Source organism: Proteus sp. G2673 (assembly GCF_009915125.1).
In the GTDB taxonomy this organism is placed as follows: domain Bacteria; phylum Pseudomonadota; class Gammaproteobacteria; order Enterobacterales; family Enterobacteriaceae; genus Proteus; species Proteus penneri.
In genome coordinates, this window is the sequence record NZ_JAABLT010000004.1 from 197,978 (window position 1) to 213,369 (window position 15,392).

Genomic DNA, 15,392 nt, shown 5'->3' on the forward strand with positions numbered 1-15,392 from the left:
CCGATTATTGTGAATACACACAACACCCAAGCTTTATTATCATAGGCGAGGTATATACATTTATTTATTGTTATTAAGAAAAAGGGCAACTCACCGGCTGCCCTTTACTTGTCAATTATTTCCAGATAACAAGGCAGTAGTGTTTTTTACCGCGACGTAAAATAGAATAATGACCAAATAAGAAATCTTTTTCTTCAAAGATGTATTCAGGATTGTCTTGTTTTTCGCCATTAATTGAAACTGCGTTAGAGCCAATCATTGTACGAGCCTGACCGCGAGAAGGAACTAATTCTGCGTTAACCAGCGCTTGTTGCAAATCACTGCCTTTTTCTAACTCAATTGTTGGCATACCATCTTGTGCTAATTGTTCAAGATCAGCTTGTGTTAAGTCTGCAATTGCACCAGAGAATAAGCTTTCTGTAATACGTTTAGCGGCGATTAAACCGTCTTCACCATGAACTAAACCTGTAACAAGTTCTGCTAATACACGTTGAGCACGAGGCGCTTGACCACTATTTTTATCTTCTTCTTCAAGTGCATTAATTTCTTCAATGCTCATAAAGGTAAAGAATTTTAAGAAGCGATAAACATCAGCATCTGCTGTATTGATCCAGAACTGATAGAATTTGTATGGGCTTGTTTTCTTAGGATCTAACCAAACCGCACCGCCTTCTGTCTTACCGAATTTAGTTCCGTCAGATTTAGTAATTAATGGTACAGTCATACCAAATACTTGTTTCTGATTGAAACGACGGGTTAAATCGATACCTGAAGTGATATTACCCCACTGATCAGAGCCACCGATTTGTAATTCAACACCTAAATGCGTATTTAATGACGCGAAGTCATAAGCTTGTAATAGGTTATAGGCGAATTCAGTAAAAGAGATACCCACATCGTCACGGTTTAAACGCTGTTTAACCGCTTCTTTGTTGATCATTTGGTTCACAGAGAAGTGTTTACCGATATCACGCAGGAATGTCAGCACATCCATTTGACCAAACCAGTCATAGTTGTTTGCTAATTCCGCACTGTTTTCACCACTGTCGAAATCTAAGAAAGGTGACACTTGTTTACGAATTTTTTCTACCCATTCGTGAACAGTATCTTGGGTATTCAGTTTGCGCTCGGTGGCTTTAAAACTAGGATCACCAATCAGACCCGTTGCACCACCCACCAACGCCACAGGCTTATGCCCGGCTAGTTGGAATCGTTTTAAACACAGCAAAGGAACCAAATGCCCCAAATGCAGGCTATCAGCGGTAGGATCGAAGCCACAATAGAGAGCGATAGGACCTTGCTCCAAACGCTCGACTAAAGCTGCCTCATCCGTAACCTGAGCAATTAGCCCACGCTCCTGCAATTGTGTGATTAGGTTCTTGCTAGACATCAATGACTCCATCGGTTTATTGTTTTTTGTCTATTTAAAATATAAGTGAAACACGAGTGGTATAGCATAAAGCGCCACTACATTAAGTACCAGTAGAAAAAGACTTTTTGAGGCAAATTTATTAACACTCTATTAAGGTGCTAATCGCTCAATGTCCCATCCTTGTGGTGATTTCTGATAGATAAAGCGATCGTGTAGCCGATTTTCTCTTCCTTGCCAAAATTCAACAGAATCAAATGTCACACGATATCCCCCCCAGAAACTCGGTAATGGCACTTCCCCATTTTGAAATTTCTGCTTTAATTCTAGAAACTTACTTTCTAACACGCCTCTTGCGGAAATGCGAGAAGACTGTCGAGAAGCCCACGCTGCAATTTGACTATCTTTAGGGCGACTATGGAAATATTTAATAACTTCAATAGGAGACAGTTTTTCGGCTTTCCCTAAAAAACAAACTTGTCTTTCTAATGGATACCAAGGGAATAATAAACTAACGCGTTGATTGTGCTCTAAATGGCTCGCTTTGCGACTGCCCAAGTTGGTGTAAAAAACTAAGCCATGTTCGTCAAAGTGCTTTAATAACACGATACGCTGGTAAGGTTGTCCATTTTCATCAACAGTTGCAACACACATAGCCGTAGGATCGCTTAAACGCGCTTCACAAGCTTGTTTTAGCCATTTCTCAAACAATACCAATGGCTGTTCAGTTAACTCATGACGTCGTAATCCACCTTTCATATATTCACGGCGTAAATCAGCAACATCAATAAAATCAAGATCTGTCATTTTTCACTCTCTCTTTTGAGAAACTGCATTCAGCATATCACGCTTAACGAGGATTTGTAGGGTAAATCGCCCCTAAAACAGTTTCTCTCGATGCCCCTGTTACAGAAGGTAAATTCCCTGATTCATTTGCAATAGTGCGCGCGGCTAACCAAGCAAATGCCAGTGCCTCCATATCATCACCACTTAAACCATATTTATCCGTTGTTGCGACTTCTGTACCGGGTAATAGTGAAGCTAATCGATGCATAATTTGCCCATTTCGCGCCCCACCACCACAAACGAGTAAACGTTCACATCCACCATTTAATTGTATCTGTTGCGCAATACTTATCGCGGTTAATTCAACTAGCGTTGCTTGTACATCTTCAGGAAAAACATTAGGTACTCTTGCTAAATGGTAATTTAACCATTGTGTATTGAAATATTCTCGCCCTGTACTTTTAGGTGCTGAACGCGAAAAATAAGGATCCGAAAGCATATCTTTCAATAAAGTTGGGTTTACAGTACCAGTCGCAGCCCATTTGCCATTATCATCATAGGGTGTTTGGTTATGGATCCAATTCCAGCTATCTAATAGCATATTTCCTGGTCCTGTATCGTAGCCTTTAACTGCAATACCGGGTAATAACAATGAGATATTGGCGATACCACCAATGTTTAAAATAATACGCTTTTCAACAGGATGTCCTAATACGGCAAGATGAAAAGCAGGCACTAAAGGTGCCCCTTGTCCGCCATAAGCAATATCTCTGCGGCGAAAATCACCGACCGTTGTAATTCCTGTTAGTGTAGCAACACGGTTGTTGTCACCAATTTGCATAGTAAATGGCATATCACTTTCTGGCTCATGCCAAACAGTTTGTCCATGACACCCTATCGCCGTAATATCACTCGCGCTAAGCTTTGCTTTTGAGAGTAATTCTATGATTGCTTGCGCATAAAGTTCACCTAACTGAGCATCTAATAGACCGATTTCATGCAAGGTAGTCGGTTGCCCTTGGCAAATAGCTAAAATTCGTTGGCGTAGATTCTGTGGATAAGGCAGAAAGTGATTTTCTTGTTGTGCAACGAACTTATTATTGATTGCAGCTAATACAACATCAACACCATCTAAGCTTGTGCCAGACATCACACCAATGTACCGCCCTGCTATCATGTTCTTTTCCTTATAATCAAGATGATGCAAATTTTTAACATATAATGTTATATTCTCTTTTTTTCAGAAATCTCTTCTGTTTTTACTATCGGCTTTTACTATATAGTAAGCTATATATTATTAAAATCAGTCTCGACATACGCAAAAAACAAGCTATAACTGATAATAGACAACATTGGTATAATCTGAGCAATTTACCTCAGGTTTTCTTTAGGAGTGACTATGTTTAAGCATTTACTTATTGGCCTTTTCACAATGACTGTACTTACTGGTTGTGTGAATACAAGTTCACTATCAGGTGACACTTATACTGCAAGTCAAGCCAAACAAGCTCAAAATATTACTTATGGTACAGTGGTTTCTGTACGTTCAGTCAATATTCAAGCGGGTAGCGATGAAAATATTTTAGGCGCTATCGGTGGTGCCGTTCTCGGCGGTATGTTAGGTAACACTGTTGGCGGAGGAACAGGTCGTAACCTTGCAACAGCCGCTGGTGCAATTGCAGGTGGTATGGCAGGACAACAAGCACAAGGTGCTTTAAATACGACTAAGGGTGTTCAAATTGAAGTTCGTTTAGATAGTGGTAGAACTGTCGCTATCGTTCAAAAAGCAGATAATACTGTGTATAGTAAAGGTCAACGTGTTGCAGTTATCGGTAATGGAAATAACTTAACTGTTTCTCCTCGCTAATTAGTAACAAAAAACAGGCAACATTAAAGTTGCCTGTTTTATTTTATGACCCAATAATAATTAATCTAAAGAGAGAGCAAAATATATAATCTAGTTATTACAATTATGAATATATAATGATTTTTTTATATACTCGTCAATTTTCAGTGTTATTGATATCGTTTACTCGCACCAATTGCATATTTTATATGTCCCTAGTGACTCATTCACTTGTGTTCTAGCTGAACATTGGATTATTGAGAGTATTGTTATCATCATATAATTAATATTATTTAATTAGAATATATATTAAATTTGAAATTATTAGTCATTTAACCTATTTATATTTTTTTCTAGTTTTTGGATTGTACTTATTAGTCTTTCTATTTCCTCTAGTTGAATACCACCTAATATTTCTCGTCTCGTTTTTTCTATAACAGCATAAACCTCATTAATAAAAGGTTCAGATTCTTTTGTTAATTTTATACGTTTTGCTCTACGATCATTTGCACATGTATGGCGACATATCAGTTTTTTCTCTTCCAGTTGATCTAAGGTTCTCACTAAAGACGGCTGTTCGATTCCTATCGCTTTTGCCAATTGGATTTGTGACTGCTCTGGAGGTAATTGGCTGATATTATACAAAGTAATCCAATGGGTTTGAGTTAATTTTAATGGTTTGAGACGATGATCAATTAAAGCACGCCATAATCGAACTAAACGCGCTAAATCAGCTCCTAATGTTGATTCCACTTATCTCTCCTTAATTAGCATTTTCAGTCAACTTATTACAAAGTTTAGATATTCATTTTTAATACGATATTTACCTATTCTTTTTAATTAAAACATTACCTTTAATAACTAATATAGTTATAATCCCATTTATTAGATAAGTAATTATTTTCCAGACATAATTAAACCATTTCTTTCTAGCCATGAAAGTTCATAAAGAATAACCTTGTTATAAAAACTAATCTATATTTTTTTACATAATAATAATTATTATTTTACAGACAATAGCAGAAGCAAAAAAAACACATTTACAATCAATCAATTAAAAACAATACAGCATGGTAACAATTTAAAATATCAACCTTAGATTAATAAAGAAAAAATAATAAACATCATAACTACAATAAATAACAATAATGAATTAAAAAGATAGTTAATTATTATTTTAATATTAAAAAATAAATAGAATATTTAAAATAAATTGAGTTGTTTATTTTCTTTTTCAATTGTAGAACCCAATTTCTTTAATGATCTTAAATAACGTTGCTGACAAAGCCGTAATATATTTCTTTTCTCTTGTTGATTCATTGTTGACCAATTAAACCGCTCTTGACGGCTGCGATAGCAGCCAACACAATATCCTTGCATATTCATTTCACAACGCCCAATACAAGGACTAGGAATATCAAAAAATTCTAATTGTTCCTGCATTTGATTTTCCCTCCCTATTGTTTGTTACAATAGAGTATAGTTAATAGAGATATTATCTGCACAACATGATTTATTGAACTGTTAAAAGCGTAGTAAAATTGAACTTTAGGGCTTTAACGCGTTATAGTACCCCGCCATCAGTTTATCTGTAGGGTTTAATCATTAAAAAACACAAGAGGTTTATATGCGAGTACTTCATACCATGATCCGTGTGGGCGACTTACAACGTTCTATCGACTTTTATACCAAGGTTTTAGGTATGCAACTTCTACGCACTAGCGAGAATGAGGAATATAAATACTCGTTAGCTTTTGTTGGTTATGGTGATGAAAGCACTGGTGCAGTTATCGAATTAACCTATAACTGGGGTGTAAATAGCTACGAAATGGGAACTGCTTTTGGGCATGTAGCATTAGGTGTTGATGATGTTGCCGCGACCTGTGAAGCCATTCGCCAAGCTGGCGGTAATGTTACCCGTGATGCTGGCCCAGTAAAAGGTGGCTCAACAATTATTGCTTTTGTTGAAGATCCTGATGGATATAAAATCGAGCTCATCGAAAATAAAAGTGCAAGTCACGCTCTAGGTAACTAATTTTTATAAAAACCAGAAAGATACATATGTTATCTTTCTGGCCTTACTGATTATCAATTTCCGATATTTTATTTTTATCGGATAAGTACAACTTAATGCCTGATATAAATAATCCCAATAAGCTTTGTAACCGTTTTCGGGGTTACTACCCTGTAGTTATTGATGTTGAAACAGGTGGATTTAATGCGAAAACAGACGGTTTACTTGAAATCGCCGCTATTACATTAAAAATGGATGAACAAGGTTGGCTAAAACCTGATAACACATTACATTTTCATGTTGAACCTTTTGAAGGGGCTAACTTAGAACCTGCTGCCTTAGAATTTACAGGCATTGATCCAACAAATCCACTTCGTGGCGCAGTCAGTGAATATGAAGCTTTGCATGCTATTTTTAAAATGGTACGTAAAGGAATGAAGGATGCAGATTGTAATCGCGCCATTATTGTGGCTCATAATGCAAATTTTGATCACAGCTTTGTCATGGCTGCGGCTGAACGTGCTGGATTAAAACGTAATCCTTTTCACCCTTTTGCCACCTTTGATACTGCGGCTTTAAGTGGGTTGGTATTAGGACAGACAATTTTAGCTAAAGCCTGCATCACCGCTGGCATTCCTTTTGATAGCAAATTAGCGCATGGTGCATTATATGATACTAATCGCACATCATTACTTTTTTGTGAATTAGTTAACCGCTGGAAAAAACTGGGTGGATGGCCATTACCTACACCTTGAAGCCATAATTTCGCTGATACATGTATGAATAATAGAAAAAGCCAGTTTATTAATGAACTGGCTTTTTCTTGAAGAACTCATTATTTTTATGCGTTTCAATAGCGAAACGATAAAAATTTAATTACTGTGCTTCTTCTTCACCACGATATTTATCAGCAGTCTCTTTTAATAACTTCTGTAATTCACCGCGCTGATACATTTCTAAAATAATATCACATCCACCAACTAATTCACCATCTACCCATAATTGTGGGAAGGTTGGCCAGTGTGCATATTTGGGTAATTCTGCACGAATATCTGGGTTTTGCAGGATATCAACATACGCAAAACGCTCACCACAAGCAGAGATAGCTTGAACTGCCTGAGCAGAAAAACCACAACTTGGTAATTTTGGTGAACCTTTCATGTATAAAATAATTGGGTTTTCGTTGATCTGGCGTTCAATTTTTTCAATAGTCGTCATTTATTAAGTCCTTACAGCCTTTTTATATTCAGTATGTTTTATATTGAAGAAAACATGAAAGAAGAATACCACTTTATATAAGAAAGCTCTATATAAGTTTAGTTATCGATATAAAACAATGAGTTGGTATTAAACCATGGGATTACTGATAAAAAACACACCATGAAACATAAAAAATGAGTCAATACGTTACAGATGGTTACGACTGTGCTTCATTTTACTCTTTTCCTCTTACTGCTGACACAATCACTAACTATCCTTTATATTGAAGAAGAAAAAAGCAACTTTTACATTAAAACCAACACATTAAATTTCATAATCAATACATTAAGATAAAACGCTACCTTCTTAAAAGGATATAATGTATATAAATAGGTTTGTTATAAAACCTGATGAGTATTAACTATGGACATGATTTTGCTGTTTCTTGTAGTAGGATGTATTACTGGCTTTTTTGCTGGGCTACTTGGCATAGGAGGCGGTGCAATCATTGTTCCGGTAGTTATGTATGTAGTGAGTCAACAAGCTATTCCAATAGATATGGTGATGAAAATTGCCTTATCTACCTCATTCTCTGTGATTATATTTTCTACAGCATCTTCAGCGTATTCCCATAACAAACATAAAGCCATTTTATGGCAGCAATTTCCTCTATTATCTATCGGCACTATCATCGGTATGCTTGTTGGGACATTTCTGGTACAAAAAATGTCAAACACGATATTACAAATCGTGTTCTGCATTTTCATGGTATATACCATCTATGGATTATTAACTAAAAAGAAAGAAGCTGAACGTATTGAAAACGTGAAAGATCCTATTGTTTCAAAACCTGCGTTAACAAGTGGTGGCTCTTTAATTGGCTTTATATCCAGTTTTATCGGTATTGCTGGTGGTACTATCACTATTCCTCTTTTAAGTCATTGGGGATTTAATACACGTAAATGTATTGCAACCTCTTCAATGATTGGTGTCATCATCGCTGCTATAGGCACCATCATGGGTATTATCTATGGCTGGAATCAAACAAATATTGATGACTATTACCTCGGTTTTATCTACTTACCTGCCTTTATCGGAATAAGTATTACTAGCATTCTCTTCGCCCCTATCGGTGTGAAAGTTGCTTATCGCCTCCCTATCCCAAGGGTTCGTCAAATATTTGCATTATTTCTATTCTTAGTCGTAGTGAAAATGATGTACACATTGATAATGGAATAAGCAGAATATGCCACAATTAGAGAATCTAGGCTCTGATTACAGCCATTATTTTACTGCTTTACGAGTTGCTCAGTGAGCTATACTCTTATGAGTATAACTAATCTATATGGCTTATAACTATAGATAAAAGATATTTAGCTGTTATTTCAATGAATTTTTGTTAAAATAATTAGCAAAATAGTAACAAATTAGTGATTCATTTGCCTCATTCTATCGATTCAAATGGTTTTGATGGAATGATTTCAGGCACAAAACCCGAAATAGATAGTTTAAAGGAGTACGCAATGTCTTTCGAATTACCAAAATTACCTTATGCGTTAGATGCTCTTGAGCCACATATCTCTAAAGAAACTTTAGAATATCACTACGGCAAACACCACCAAACCTATGTAACTAATTTAAATAACCTAGTTAAAGGTACTGATTTAGAAAGTAAATCTTTAGAAGAAATCATCAAGTCTACCGATGGTGGTATTTTCAATAACGCGGCACAAGTATGGAATCACACTTTCTACTGGAACTGCTTAGCACCAAATGCAGGTGGTGCACCAACAGGTAAAATTGCTGATGCTATCAACAAGGCATTTGGCTCTTTTGAAGAATTCAAAAAGCAATTTAATGATGCCGCAGCAAAAAACTTCGGTTCAGGTTGGACTTGGTTAGTTAAAAAAGCTGACGGTTCAGTTGCAATTGTTAACACCTCTAATGCGGCAACGCCAGTTTCAGGTGCAGATAAACCACTATTAACTGTAGACGTATGGGAACATGCTTACTATATCGACTACCGCAATGCACGTGTTAAATATTTAGAAGAGTTCTGGGCATTGGTTAACTGGTCATTTGTTGAAGCTAACCTTGCTTAATTTAGATTGATAATCAAAGGTGAATGATTGAGATTCATTTTTGATGACATAATAACAAAGGGCCTTGAGCCCTTTGTTATATTCAGTATTCGATAATCTATTACTTAAATTAATCCAGTACTTATTAAAACATGATTAGAAAAGCAGAGTAGAAAAAATAACAATCATAACCAGCGCTGCTACTGCTGTACTCAAACCAAATTTCAGATCCGTATCCATCTATTCTCCCTCAAAATGATTATAATACACATAATTAACCATAACCTTGTCATGGTTAATTATTATCACATATCAGAATTTGTTAAAATAGCGACTAGTGCACAATTTATAACATTGATTAATACTTTCACTTTTGAGCTAGATCATACAAAATTCACAGCTAATCGCTAAATTATTGCCAGTGTTTGCCCTATGTATGACTATACTGGCAGTTAAACCATAAAATTAGATAAAAGAGACCAATGAAGGTCAGGAGTTTTCCACACCATGGCAACAATAAAAGACGTGGCAAAACGCGCAGGCGTATCAACCACGACTGTTTCTCATGTGATCAACAAAACCCGTTTTGTTGCTGAGAACACACGAGCAGCAGTTTGGGCCGCTATAAAAGAATTAAATTATTCGCCAAGTGCCGTTGCGCGTAGTTTGAAAGTCAATCACACCAAATCTATTGGCCTATTAGCCACGTCCAGTGAAGCTCCTTACTTCGCTGAGGTGATTGAAGCAGTTGAAAATAGTTGTTATAGCAAAGGCTATACACTGGTTTTATGTAACTCACATAACAATCTTGATAAGCAAAAAGCGTATTTAGCCATGCTGGCACAAAAACGTGTTGATGGATTATTAGTCATGTGTTCTGAATATCCTGATCACCTTCTGACTCTTTTAGAAGGCTATCGTAATATTCCCATGGTTGTCATGGATTGGGGAAAAGCGCGTGGTGACTTTACTGATACCATTATCGATAACGCTTTCCATGGTGGCTATATCGCAGGTCGTTACCTTATTGAGCGTGGTCATCGCGATATCGGTATTATTCCTGGACCATTAGAGCGCAACACTGGTGGTGGTCGTCTACAGGGCTTTCTAAAAGCTATGGAAGAAGCCAAAATCACAGTAAAAGATGAGTGGATTGTACAAGGTGACTTTGAACCTGAATCTGGTTATAAAGCGATGTATCAAATGCTAAACCAAAAACAGCGCCCTACTGCAGTTTTTTGTGGTGGTGATGTCATGGCAATGGGCGCAATTTGCGCTGCGGATGAACTTGGCCTGCGTGTTCCTTTAGATATTTCTATTGTGGGCTACGACAATATTCGTAATGCACGTTATTTTACACCTGCGCTAACAACCGTTCATCAGCCAAAAGAGCGTTTAGGCCAAATGGCATTATCAATGTTGCTTGATCGCATCGTTAATAAACGCGAAGACGCCCAAACAATCGAAGTTCATCCGCGATTAGTTGAGCGCCGTTCAGTTGCCGACGGTCCTTTTATCGACTACCGCCGTTAATTCTTATTTATCCAGCTATCTGATTTCTAGCGAAGCCATTCCTCATTTAAGGTTTGGCTATCTCCAAGATAATCTAACAACCATGTCAAAGCAGGCGATTCACTTTTATCGACCCACGTCAGGCAGCATGGGCTGTCTGGCAATGGCTGTGCCAGTTGCAAAGTAACTAACTTTCCTTGAACTATCAATGGCTCAGCACGATGCCAAGGCACCATTCCTACACATAATCCTGCCAACAAACATTCAAGCCCCATATCCCATGTTGGTACAACCATTCTACGTTGGTTATTTAACGCCCAAGTGTCACGCTTTGGTAAACTACGTGATGTATCCTCTAAACATAAGCTAGGATAAGGTCGCATTTCATCATCCGTTAGTGGGTGTTCCGCTTTAGCTAATGGGTGATCAACATGACAAACACAGCGCCAAGGCATAAAACCCATATCCCTGAAACTATAACGTTCACCAATCGGTGACGCTCTTGTTGCACCAATGGCTAAATCAACACGACCATTAACTAAGGAGTCCCACACCCCATTAAACACTTCTGGGTAAACATACAACTCAATATCAGGAAAATGACGATAAAAATCGAGAATAAGTTGTTGTGTTCTTTCGGGTTTAACAATGCCATCAACTGCTATACTAAATTGACCACGCCACCCATTGGAAACCTGTTGACATAGATGTCGGGTGTCATTCATTTTTTTGATAACAGATCGTGCTTCTTTGATGAAAATTTTACCTGCATCGGTTAATTCTACATCACGGTGACGGCGCTCAAACAGAGGAACGGCAAGCCATTCTTCTAATTGCCGAACAGTGTAACTAACGGCGGATGGCACTCTGTGCAATTCTTGCGCAGCTGAGCTAAAACTTCCTGTTCTTGCAACTGCATCAACAACTTCTAAAGAGTATTCTGACCACATAGAGTTTATTCCTTTGAAAATTTTTCACAGCATTAACCAAATATTCCCGTTTCACAAGTAAAATAAGTCTTAGTTACAATACATAAAATGTTCTACATCACATAGCATAGAAAATAAAATGAATACTAAAACGTCCACACAATCAAAAACACCTATGAGCTTCATGGTGTACCTAGCTGGTTTGAGTATGCTAGGTTACTTAGCAATTGATATGTACTTGCCTGCATTCGGTATGATGCAGCGTGAACTCGCTATCAGCGAAGGCGCTATCAGTAATAGCTTAAGTATCTTTTTATTTGGTTTTGCTGTTGCTCAGTTACTTTGGGGACCACTTTCTGACAAAGTAGGTCGAAAACCTATTCTTCTTATTGGGTTAAGCCTTTTCTCTTTAGGCTGCCTTGGCATGTTGTGGGTTGAAAGTGCGACAGGTTTACTTGCGATGCGCTTCTTACAAGCTTTTGGTGTCTGTTCTGCAGCTGTTATTTGGCAAGCTCTTGTCATCGACCGTTTCGATGAATCTCGCGCTCAGCGCGTTTTTGCTTTAATTATGCCACTGGTTGCGTTATCCCCAGCACTTGCGCCTTTGATCGGTGCATCATTATTAAACCATGGTGGCTGGCGTATGATTTTCATGCTGTTAATGGCGGTAACTTTAGTTTTGATGTTACCGACATTAATGCTAAAAAACATTAAACAAAAATCCGTCACAGATGCAAACCAATCTTCAGCCTCATTTATGACTTTATTAAAATCCCCGCTCTACACTGGTAACGTATTAGTTTACGCGTCTTGTAGTGCAGGTTTCTTTGCTTGGTTAGCTGGCTCACCAATCATTCTTGAAAAAATGGGCTACTCTCCGCAGGATATTGGTTTAAGTTATATTCCACAAACTATTGCCTTTATGGTCGGTGGCTATGGTTGTCGTATTTTACTATCAAAAATGACGGGTAAAACATTATTACCACTGCTATTAATTGGTTATGCTGTTAGTATGACTGCATTATACCTTGTTGCTAAATTTACTGAGCCAACATTAACCACGATCTTAATTCCGTTCTGTATTATGGCTGCAATGAATGGCGCTTCCTATCCAATCGCTGTATCTAATGCTTTATCGGCTTATCCTGAAATCAGTGGTAAAGCAGCCGCATTACAAAATGCGCTACAACTGGGTCTTTGTAGTTTAGCAAGTTTTATCGTGTCTGCATTTATCAGCCAGCATCCCCTAATTAACACTACTGCAATTATGGCGTTAACAGCGATCCCAATGGCAGTTGGTTACTTTATTCAGCGTAATAAATCTGTTGCCAAACACACAGTTCAAGCAACTGAATAACTCCCCCTTTTATTTTAAGATAATTCTCAAAACGGCTATTTTATAAAAAATGGCCGTTTTATTTTATAGAGAAAAATAATTCACATACCTATACTTATCTAAACGCTTAACTGCGCTTTATCTATTTTCTTTCGGATTTTGAGGCATTAAACAAATTATTCGCTGATTATGTGAGATTAGTTGTTTTATTAATTCTATCCGTTCAATTCATATTGAACACAATACTATTTTAATACTATCTATCTACGCACATTCTTTCTTAGTTTATGTCTCTAAACCCGCTTAGTTTACGCCGGAGAATTTATGAGTACATCTTGTGTAGAAGAAGGCCGAAAGACCTCCAATGATCCTTATAAAAGGATTGCTATCGAACTATTAACTCATGCTGATATTCGAGTTAATGGTTCAGAACCTTATGATATTCAAGTTAATAATCAAAATTTTTATAAAAGAGTATTACAGCAAGGTTCACTTGGACTCGGTGAAAGCTATATGGATGGCTGGTGGGATTGTGAACGACTAGATATATTTTTTCATAAAATTTTACGTGCGGGCCTTGAAAACAAACTTCCTAAAAATCTACATGATATTTTCAGAATTGCGACAGCACGCCTTTTCAATTTACAAACACAAAAACGAGCTTGGATGGTAGGTAAAGAACATTACGATCTCGGTAATGATTTATTTATCGCTATGCTTGACCCTAATATGCAATATTCCTGTGGATACTGGAAACAGGCCGATAATCTAGCACAAGCCCAAGAACATAAATTAGATTTAATTTGCCGAAAATTAGATCTAAAACCAGGAATGACCTTACTAGATATTGGCTGTGGTTGGGGAGGACTTTCTGCTTATGCGGCAAAACATTTTGGTGTTTCTGTCACAGGGGTTACTATTTCTATTGAACAACAGAAATTGGCACAAGAACGATGCCAAGGACTTGATGTTAATATTATTTTAGAAGACTATCGCGATTTACATGAACAATTTGATCGTATCGTTTCAGTCGGTATGTTTGAACATGTAGGACCTAAAAACTATGAAACCTATTTTGATGTGGTTCGTCGTAATTTAAAGGAAGATGGTCTGTTTTTATTGCATACCATAGGTTCTAATCGCGATAAAGTGAATGTAGATAGTTGGATCAGTAAATATATATTTCCTAATGGTTGTTTACCCTCCATCCAAAAAATTGCAAGTGCGATAGACGGTAAATTCGTAATGGAAGATTGGCACAATTTCGGTGCTGATTACGATAAAACCTTAATGGCATGGTATCAACGATTTTTAGCCTGCTGGCCAGATATTGAGTCAAATTACACGCCTCGTTTTAAACGCATGTTTAGCTATTATCTAAATGCGTGTGCAGGTGCATTTAGAGCCAGAGATATTCAATTATGGCAAATTATGTTAAGCCCTAAAGGACAGATTGGCGGTTTACAAATTCCACGTTGATTTTTTCTTAAAAAGCCAGTTTAATCAATAAACTGGCTTTTTAGTACCCTTTTTAGCGCAACACGTCAATAGTTAATTATGTGCTTCTTATTCCTTATTTTCATTTTGTTCGGCTGCCACTAACAAAGCTTTCTGCTGTGCCATAACGCGCTCTACTGTATCTACAATTGCCTGAGTTTGAGGATCAAGTTCAATATTGACCTTATCACCAAGACGTTTACAACCTAATGTTGTTCTATCACGCGTTTCAGGAATTAAGTGTACACAAAAACGGTTATTAACCACATCGCCAACCGTTAAACTGATCCCATCAATACCGATAAAACCTTTGTGTAAAATATACTTCATTAATGCTTTATCAAAGATACGGAACCAGATTTGTAAGTTATTCTCTGATGTAATAATTTTGGCAACTTCAGCCGTTGTCACAATATGACCAGACATCACATGCCCACCAATTTCATCACCATATTTAGCCGCTCTCTCAATATTTACTTCAGAGCCGACTTTTAATTCACCAAGGTTAGTTAAACGTAATGTCTCTTTCACTAAATCAAAGCTAATATGTGTGCCTTCAATTTTAGTAACCGTTAAACAGCAACCATTATTTGCAACAGAAGCACCTGTTTCTAAATTGCTGACTAACTCGTTGGGTAATTCAATGATATGGGTACGAAAATCGCCTTTATCTTCGATAGCAATAACCCGCCCTTTTCCCTGAACAATACCTGTAAACATCTTACATCTCCTTGGGTCGATAAACTGGTAAACTCAATTTAGGTTTTATGCTATTCAGGATAACATAGCTCGTATTAATCCAAAGGAACAATTACCGTATTT

General features: G+C 37.2%; 17 protein-coding genes. 8 read left to right on the forward strand and 9 right to left on the reverse strand.

Annotated elements, in window-relative coordinates:
• Positions 1–115 precede the first annotated feature (115 nt).
• The 3 genes from tyrS to anmK form a co-directional block, all read right to left on the reverse strand.
• The gene (tyrS, locus tag GWI59_RS01630; RefSeq protein WP_072062541.1) at positions 116–1,390 is read right to left on the reverse strand and encodes a tyrosine--tRNA ligase; all 1,275 of its coding nucleotides are present in this window, start codon (positions 1,388–1,390) and stop codon (positions 116–118) included.
• A gap of 132 nt (positions 1,391–1,522) precedes the next feature.
• On the reverse strand, positions 1,523–2,176 hold the full coding sequence (pdxH, locus tag GWI59_RS01635; RefSeq protein ID WP_072062542.1) for a pyridoxamine 5'-phosphate oxidase: 654 nt from the start codon (positions 2,174–2,176) through the stop codon (positions 1,523–1,525).
• Between the two features lie 43 nt (positions 2,177–2,219).
• On the reverse strand, positions 2,220–3,332 hold the full coding sequence (gene anmK, locus GWI59_RS01640; RefSeq protein WP_161707017.1) for an anhydro-N-acetylmuramic acid kinase: 1,113 nt from the start codon (positions 3,330–3,332) through the stop codon (positions 2,220–2,222).
• Between the two features lie 222 nt (positions 3,333–3,554).
• Here anmK and GWI59_RS01645 point away from each other — a divergent pair, with 222 nt between their 5' ends.
• On the forward strand, positions 3,555–4,022 hold the full coding sequence (locus tag GWI59_RS01645; protein ID WP_006537034.1) for a glycine zipper 2TM domain-containing protein: 468 nt from the start codon (positions 3,555–3,557) through the stop codon (positions 4,020–4,022).
• Positions 4,023–4,325: 303 nt separating this feature from the next.
• On the opposite strand, the gene slyA is transcribed toward GWI59_RS01645, so the two are convergent.
• Positions 4,326–4,754 (reverse strand): transcriptional regulator SlyA, encoded by a 429-nt coding sequence (gene slyA, locus GWI59_RS01650; protein WP_006537035.1) that lies wholly within the window; start codon positions 4,752–4,754, stop codon positions 4,326–4,328.
• Between the two features lie 450 nt (positions 4,755–5,204).
• Positions 5,205–5,444, reverse strand: coding sequence for a DUF1289 domain-containing protein (locus GWI59_RS01655; RefSeq protein ID WP_072062543.1), 240 nt, complete (start codon positions 5,442–5,444; stop codon positions 5,205–5,207).
• A gap of 184 nt (positions 5,445–5,628) precedes the next feature.
• On the opposite strand from GWI59_RS01655, the gene gloA reads away from it, so the two are divergent.
• The gene (gene gloA / locus GWI59_RS01660) at positions 5,629–6,036 is read left to right on the forward strand and encodes a lactoylglutathione lyase (protein ID WP_036937247.1); all 408 of its coding nucleotides are present in this window, start codon (positions 5,629–5,631) and stop codon (positions 6,034–6,036) included.
• Between the two features lie 95 nt (positions 6,037–6,131).
• A complete protein-coding gene (gene rnt, locus GWI59_RS01665) occupies positions 6,132–6,770 on the forward strand; it encodes a ribonuclease T (RefSeq protein WP_006537038.1) in 639 nt (212 codons plus the stop codon).
• Between the two features lie 121 nt (positions 6,771–6,891).
• Here the strand turns inward: rnt and GWI59_RS01670 are convergent, their stop codons facing one another.
• Positions 6,892–7,233 (reverse strand): Grx4 family monothiol glutaredoxin, encoded by a 342-nt coding sequence (locus tag GWI59_RS01670; protein ID WP_006537039.1) that lies wholly within the window; start codon positions 7,231–7,233, stop codon positions 6,892–6,894.
• A 405-nt stretch (positions 7,234–7,638) separates the two neighbouring features.
• On the opposite strand from GWI59_RS01670, the gene GWI59_RS01675 reads away from it, so the two are divergent.
• Entirely contained in the window at positions 7,639–8,454 is an 816-nt protein-coding gene (locus tag GWI59_RS01675) for a sulfite exporter TauE/SafE family protein (protein ID WP_161723857.1), read from the forward strand.
• 284 nt (positions 8,455–8,738) lie between these two features.
• Positions 8,739–9,317, forward strand: a complete 579-nt coding sequence (gene sodB, locus GWI59_RS01680) for a superoxide dismutase [Fe] (RefSeq protein WP_072062546.1) — start codon at positions 8,739–8,741, stop codon at positions 9,315–9,317.
• Between the two features lie 135 nt (positions 9,318–9,452).
• On the opposite strand, the gene cydH is transcribed toward sodB, so the two are convergent.
• Entirely contained in the window at positions 9,453–9,536 is an 84-nt protein-coding gene (gene cydH / locus GWI59_RS17640) for a cytochrome bd-I oxidase subunit CydH (RefSeq protein ID WP_109400341.1), read from the reverse strand.
• A gap of 267 nt (positions 9,537–9,803) precedes the next feature.
• On the opposite strand from cydH, the gene purR reads away from it, so the two are divergent.
• Positions 9,804–10,829 carry an HTH-type transcriptional repressor PurR gene (purR, locus tag GWI59_RS01690; RefSeq protein ID WP_072062547.1) on the forward strand — a complete coding sequence of 342 codons (1,026 nt, stop codon included), beginning with the start codon at positions 9,804–9,806 and terminating at the stop codon, positions 10,827–10,829.
• A 26-nt stretch (positions 10,830–10,855) separates the two neighbouring features.
• Here purR and punR read toward each other — a convergent pair whose 3' ends face one another.
• On the reverse strand, positions 10,856–11,758 hold the full coding sequence (gene punR, locus GWI59_RS01695) for a DNA-binding transcriptional activator PunR (protein WP_006537046.1): 903 nt from the start codon (positions 11,756–11,758) through the stop codon (positions 10,856–10,858).
• A 118-nt stretch (positions 11,759–11,876) separates the two neighbouring features.
• On the opposite strand from punR, the gene punC reads away from it, so the two are divergent.
• Both punC and cfa read left to right on the forward strand, forming a co-directional pair.
• A complete protein-coding gene (gene punC, locus GWI59_RS01700; RefSeq protein ID WP_109847608.1) occupies positions 11,877–13,094 on the forward strand; it encodes a purine nucleoside transporter PunC in 1,218 nt (405 codons plus the stop codon).
• Between the two features lie 303 nt (positions 13,095–13,397).
• Complete coding sequence (gene cfa / locus GWI59_RS01705) at positions 13,398–14,552, forward strand: cyclopropane fatty acyl phospholipid synthase (protein WP_006537049.1); 1,155 nt, start codon at positions 13,398–13,400, stop codon at positions 14,550–14,552.
• 87 nt (positions 14,553–14,639) lie between these two features.
• On the opposite strand, the gene GWI59_RS01710 is transcribed toward cfa, so the two are convergent.
• Entirely contained in the window at positions 14,640–15,290 is a 651-nt protein-coding gene (locus GWI59_RS01710) for a riboflavin synthase subunit alpha (protein WP_161671570.1), read from the reverse strand.
• Positions 15,291–15,392: the final 102 nt, after the last annotated feature.

Excerpts from the sequence above, each read along its gene's own strand:
- purR (WP_072062547.1), top strand. The coding sequence starts at position 9,804 with ATGGCAACAATAAAAGACGTGGCAAAACGCGCAGGCGTATCAACCACG.
- GWI59_RS01670 (WP_006537039.1), bottom strand. The coding sequence starts at position 7,233 with ATGACGACTATTGAAAAAATTGAACGCCAGATCAACGAAAACCCAATT.
- sodB (WP_072062546.1), top strand. The coding sequence starts at position 8,739 with ATGTCTTTCGAATTACCAAAATTACCTTATGCGTTAGATGCTCTTGAG.
- GWI59_RS01655 (WP_072062543.1), bottom strand. The coding sequence starts at position 5,444 with ATGCAGGAACAATTAGAATTTTTTGATATTCCTAGTCCTTGTATTGGG.
- cfa (WP_006537049.1), top strand. The coding sequence starts at position 13,398 with ATGAGTACATCTTGTGTAGAAGAAGGCCGAAAGACCTCCAATGATCCT.
- GWI59_RS01645 (WP_006537034.1), top strand. The coding sequence starts at position 3,555 with ATGTTTAAGCATTTACTTATTGGCCTTTTCACAATGACTGTACTTACT.
- gloA (WP_036937247.1), top strand. The coding sequence starts at position 5,629 with ATGCGAGTACTTCATACCATGATCCGTGTGGGCGACTTACAACGTTCT.
- pdxH (WP_072062542.1), bottom strand. The coding sequence starts at position 2,176 with ATGACAGATCTTGATTTTATTGATGTTGCTGATTTACGCCGTGAATAT.
- GWI59_RS01710 (WP_161671570.1), bottom strand. The coding sequence starts at position 15,290 with ATGTTTACAGGTATTGTTCAGGGAAAAGGGCGGGTTATTGCTATCGAA.
- punC (WP_109847608.1), top strand. The coding sequence starts at position 11,877 with ATGAATACTAAAACGTCCACACAATCAAAAACACCTATGAGCTTCATG.
- punR (WP_006537046.1), bottom strand. The coding sequence starts at position 11,758 with ATGTGGTCAGAATACTCTTTAGAAGTTGTTGATGCAGTTGCAAGAACA.
- cydH (WP_109400341.1), bottom strand. The coding sequence starts at position 9,536 with ATGGATACGGATCTGAAATTTGGTTTGAGTACAGCAGTAGCAGCGCTG.
- anmK (WP_161707017.1), bottom strand. The coding sequence starts at position 3,332 with ATGATAGCAGGGCGGTACATTGGTGTGATGTCTGGCACAAGCTTAGAT.
- GWI59_RS01675 (WP_161723857.1), top strand. The coding sequence starts at position 7,639 with ATGGACATGATTTTGCTGTTTCTTGTAGTAGGATGTATTACTGGCTTT.
- tyrS (WP_072062541.1), bottom strand. The coding sequence starts at position 1,390 with ATGTCTAGCAAGAACCTAATCACACAATTGCAGGAGCGTGGGCTAATT.
- rnt (WP_006537038.1), top strand. The coding sequence starts at position 6,132 with ATGCCTGATATAAATAATCCCAATAAGCTTTGTAACCGTTTTCGGGGT.